Origin of the sequence: Nocardia tenerifensis NBRC 101015, assembly GCF_000308715.1 — a bacterium.
Classification (GTDB): Bacteria; Actinomycetota; Actinomycetes; order Mycobacteriales; family Mycobacteriaceae; genus Nocardia; species Nocardia tenerifensis.
Genome location: NZ_BAGH01000509.1, coordinates 1 through 4,723, shown reverse-complemented (window position 1 = coordinate 4,723; position 4,723 = coordinate 1). Strand labels below are relative to the sequence as shown.

3 protein-coding genes are annotated in these 4,723 nt (G+C 72.0%); all 3 read right to left on the bottom strand.

The features are described 5' to 3' along the window. The coding region (entS, locus tag ON39_RS34705) for an enterobactin transporter EntS (RefSeq protein WP_040740539.1) at positions 1–1,177 on the bottom strand (1,177 nt) is incomplete at its 3' end. Between the two features lie 2 nt (positions 1,178–1,179). Then, complete coding sequence (locus ON39_RS34700; RefSeq protein WP_040740538.1) at positions 1,180–2,187, bottom strand: Fe2+-enterobactin ABC transporter substrate-binding protein; 1,008 nt, start codon at positions 2,185–2,187, stop codon at positions 1,180–1,182. Further along, positions 2,184–4,723: amino acid adenylation domain-containing protein (locus ON39_RS34695; protein ID WP_040740537.1), on the bottom strand; the 2,540-nt coding region annotated here is incomplete at its 5' end. The genes ON39_RS34700 and ON39_RS34695, both read right to left, overlap by 4 nt.

The following is a 4,723-nucleotide window of genomic DNA, read 5'->3' as shown; positions in this document are numbered from 1 at the left end:
CGCCGAAAATCGCTGCGCCACAGCCGTACACGAGCAACGCCGTGTCGGCGGCGAAGTAGTTGCCGAGCACGCCGGCGACCAGCGAGCCGACCGCCGTGCCCGAAACCGCTTGCACCAGCCACAGACTCGACACCCTGCCGCGCAGATCGTCGGGGGTGTGCTGCTGCAGGACCGCGAAGCGGAAGGTGTCGTTCACCGCGCGCCCGAGCCCGAAGCCGGCCAGGCCCAGTAGCGCGAGAATCGTTGTGCCACCGGCGCCCACGACGATCAGCGCGACGGGGAGCAGCGCCACCGAGACGAGCAGTGCCCGTCCGTTGCGGTGCACCCCGCCGGTCCAGCCGCTGGTGAACAACCCGACCAGCGCACCGGCCGCCGGCGCGCCGTAGAGCAGGCCGAGCACCGCCGCGCCCGCGCCGAGCACCTGGTCGGCGTACGCGGGCAACAGCACCATCGGCCCGCTGACCAGCATCACCGCCAGCCCGACGAGCAGCGTTCCGCGAATCACCCGGTGGGTCACCGCGAAACGCAGCCCGGTCAGCAGCGCGCGCAGCGGCGGCTCGTGCACGGTCCCGGTCGGCGGGTGCGCGCCCACCTCTTGGAACAGCGTCACGGTCAGCGCCGTGGCGCCCGCCGCGACGAAGTAGGTCACCGACACCCCGCCGGTCGCCGCGATGATCACGCCCGCCAAACCGGGGGTGACCACGGTGCCCAGCTCGGTGGTCAGCGTCATCAACGCCCCGGCCGCGGCCAGCCGATGCCTGCCGACCAGGGCGGGCGTCAGCGCCATCAACGCCGAACCGCTCACCCCGCCCGCCACGCCGTCCAGCACGGCCGCGCCGTAGATCACCGACAGCGCGGGATGATCCAGCAGCGAGTTGACGCCGAGGATCACGAACCCGAGCCCCGCCAGCGAACGCGCGAGCTGGATGGTGCGCCGCCGATCGTGCCGATCGGCGAGCACCCCGCCGGACAGACTGCCGACGAACATCGCCAGCGCCGTCACCACCGACACCCCCGCGACGTGCAGGCTCGACCCGGTGAGCTGGTAGACCTGCACCGGCAGCGCCACCATGAGCAGCCCGATGCCGAGCAGCGAGATCAACCGGGCCGCGAAGATGAACCGGAACGGCCTGCTGTCGCGCAGCGGCGAGAGGTCTATGACGAACCGGCGCAGCATGGTCAGCCGAGCTTCTGCGCGACGACGTCCAGCGTGTTCAGCGCGGCGTGGTAGTCCGGCCGGTAGCTGGTCGTCGGCAACTCGAAGACCTTACCGTCGCGGAACGCGGGCAGCCGCGCGTAGAGCGGATTCTGGCCCAGCTCAGCGGCGTTGGGGCCGCCGACCGGAATCACGAAGGCCACCGGGGCGTCGGCGACGCGGTCGAGCAGCTCGAGGCTCACCTCGAAGGAGTCCCCCGACCCGAACAGCGGCGGGTTTCCGGCCTTGGCCAGCACGTCGTCGGCGACGAACCCCAACTCGGCCAGCTGGGCGGGCAGCGCGGCGGACGGCGGCAGCAGGTACGGCTTCTTGTTCGCCACCGAGAGGAGGTAGACCACCTTGCCCGGGGGCACCTTGGCCGACGCCTTCACCTGAGCGGCCTTGTCCTGGTACGCCTTCAGCAGATCGGGCACCCGATCGGCGCGGCCCGCCGCCTCGGCGACCATGCGCAGCTGGTCCTGCCAGTTCGTCACCTTCGTCGGCACGAGCACGGTCGGCGCGATCGCGGTGAGCTTGTCGTAGAGCTTGTCCGCCTGCACGGCCGTAATGCCTTGGCCGCCACCGATGATCAGATCCGGGTTGGCCTCGGCCACCGCCTCGATGTTCAGCTCCGCGCCCGTGGGCAGCGCCTTGGTGCCCTGCGCCCGCGCCTTGTCGGCCCAGTGCGGCGGGAAGCCGCCGTCGAGGTTGGTCACGCCGATGATCCGGGTGTCGGTGGCCACCACCGGCGCGTCGATCGCGTAGAGGTAGTCGGCCATGCTCCCGCTGAGCACGACGATGCGCTTGGCCTCGTGCGGCACGGTCACCGGTCCGCGGTCGGTGGTGATCGTCCTGGACTGCTCCGCGGCGGCGGCATCGTCGGTGTCCGAGGAGCAGCCGGCCACGAGCGCGAGCGCCATGGACAGGCCGCCGAGCAGCGCGGCGGCGCGCCGCATTCTTCCCCGGGTACCGGACGTTCTTGCTGACTTCATCGATCTCCTTGTGTCGTAAGCATTTCCAGGTCGAGTGCGCGGTCGATCAGCGGGGCGAGCCGGGCCCATCCCGCCGGGGTCACGAGTCCGGCATGGTCGAAGGGGAGGTGGTGCACCTCCGGGTCGAGGCCGAGCCCGCGCCAGGCCTGCTCCAGGGCGGAGCCGGGCGACGCGGGGCCGCCCGGGCGCGGGCGGTCGGCGGTGAACAGGGTGAGCGGTCCGGCGTACTCCGGCACCGAGCAGTTCTCGAGCAAGCGCACGCACTCGGCGAATCCGGCGCGCAGCGCGGCCCGCAGTTCCGGGTCCTGTGCCAAGGCCTCCGGTGCCAGCGTGGTCACCAGCTCATCGAGTTCCAGGTCACTCGCCGGCGCATGCCCGCCGGGGGGCGCCGCGTCGATCAATCCGGCGAAGGCGACCCTCTCACCCGCCGCGGTCAGGCGAGCGGCCATGGCGTGCACGACATTTCCGCCGAAGGAGTAGCCGAGCAGGTGGTAGGGGCCGCCGGCCTGGTGTGCGCGCACCGTGGCGACATACCGGTCGGCCAGCTCGTCGACCGAGTTCGCCGACGGCTCCGCACCGCCGAGCGATGGTAGTTGCAACCCGATCACCGGGCGGTCGCCGCCCAGCCGGCCCGCCAAAGGCAGGAACTGCCAGGCGAATCCACCTGCGGGGTGTACACAGAACAGGGGCGGCCGCGCACCGCCTTCGCGCAGTACCACGACGTGGTCTCGGCTGAACAGTGGCGAATCCGCCTCCGCCGCAACGACGTCGGCGCGGTCGCGCTCGGAGGTAATGCCGTTGACGCCGACCGGTTCGGCGGCAATGCCGTCGGTGCCGTCCAAGTGGGCGGCGATGCCGTCGGCGCCGTCCAGGTGGGCGGCGAGTTCGGCGACCGTCGGCCGTGCCGTCAGCGTGCCGAGCGAAACCGTCACGCCCAGTGCGCGATCCAGCGCGCCGAGCAGGCGCATCGCGCGCAGCGAGTCACCGCCGAGATCGAAGAAGCTCTCCTCGATATCCACCTCGGCCCGCTCGAGCACCTGCTCGAACACCACGCAGACGGCGCGCTCGCGCGTCGTGCGCGGCGCTCGGCGGATCGTGCGACGCGGCGGTTCCGGCAGGGCGGCCCGGTCGAGCTTTCCGTTCGGCGTCAACGGGATCGCGTCGATCACGACGACCTCGGCGGGCACCAGCGCCGCGGGCACCCGGTCACGCAGTTCGGGACGCAGATCCTGTGGCACCCAGTCTGCTTCGGGAATCACATAGCCGATCAGCCGGGCCAGGCCCGACGAATCCTCGAGCACCTTCGCCGCCGCGCGGCGCACGCCGGGCAGCGCCGCCAGGGCCGCCTCTACCTCGGCCAGCTCGATGCGCACGCCGCGCACCTTGACCTGGTGATCGACTCGGCCGAGGTACTCCAGCTCGCCATCGCGCCTGCGGCGCACCAGATCTCCGGTGCGGTACATCCGGCCGCCGTCGGGCGAGTACGGATCGGCGACGAACGTGCCCGCGGTCAACCCGGTCCGGTCGCGGTAGCCGATCGCGATGCCGTCACCGGACAGGTACAGCTCACCCTGCGCGCCGACCGGCACCTCCGCCAGGCCCGAATCGAGCACGCGCGCATGGGCGTTGCGCACCGGCCTGCCCAAACACGGTGTGGGGCTGCCGGAGGCGGGCGAGCCGAGGGCGTTGATGGTGAACTCGGTCGGCCCGTACAGGTCGTACCCCATGACGTCGGGGCGTTCGCGCAGCATGGTCCACAGGTCCAGCGGCACCGCCTCGCCGCCGAGCAGCACGAGCGCGGGCACGTGCGCCCCCTCGAGCAGGCCGGCGGCGATCAGTTCGCGGGCGTAGGACGGTGTCACGTTGACCGCGTCGATGCCGACCTCGCGGTAGTGCTCGACCAGGGCGGCGGGCTCCAGCCGGGCCCGCTCGTCGATGACGTGCACCTCGTGCCCGGCGAGCAGCCAGAACAGCTCCTCCCAGGACATGTCGAAGGAGAACGACACCGTGTGCGCGACGCGCAGCCTGCCGCGCGCCGCGAAACGCTCTGTCGGGCCGAAGATCTCATCGAGGTGGTTGTGGTACATCGTGGTCAGCCCGCGATGCCCGACCACGACGCCCTTCGGCCGGCCGGTCGACCCGGAGGTGTAGATGACGTAGGCCGGTTGGTCCGCGACGCGCGGTCCGGCCACCGCCGCGTCGGGGACGGCGGGCGGGGTGACCACGCCGTCGAGCACCGCGCCGACGACGGGTCGGTCGATGAGCAGCCGGACCCGGGGACCCCGGGGACCGGCGAGCACCCGCTCCTGATGCTCGGTGGTGCTGATCAGCGCGACCGCGCCGCTGTCCGCGAGCAACTCGCGCAGGCGGGCGGGCGGATGGGTCAGATCGAGCGGCAGGTAGGCCGCGCCGGTGCGCATGACCGCGAAGATCGCCACCACGTGGTCGGCGATGCGCGGCAAAGCCAAGGCGACCACGTCGGACGGACCGACCCCGCGACTCGCGAGCAGCCGCGCCATCCGGTCCACCCGCGCGT

Bases quoted from the DNA above. Each gene is read 5' to 3' on its own strand.
- ON39_RS34700 (WP_040740538.1), bottom strand. From the start codon at position 2,187: ATGAAGTCAGCAAGAACGTCCGGTACCCGGGGAAGAATGCGGCGCGCC.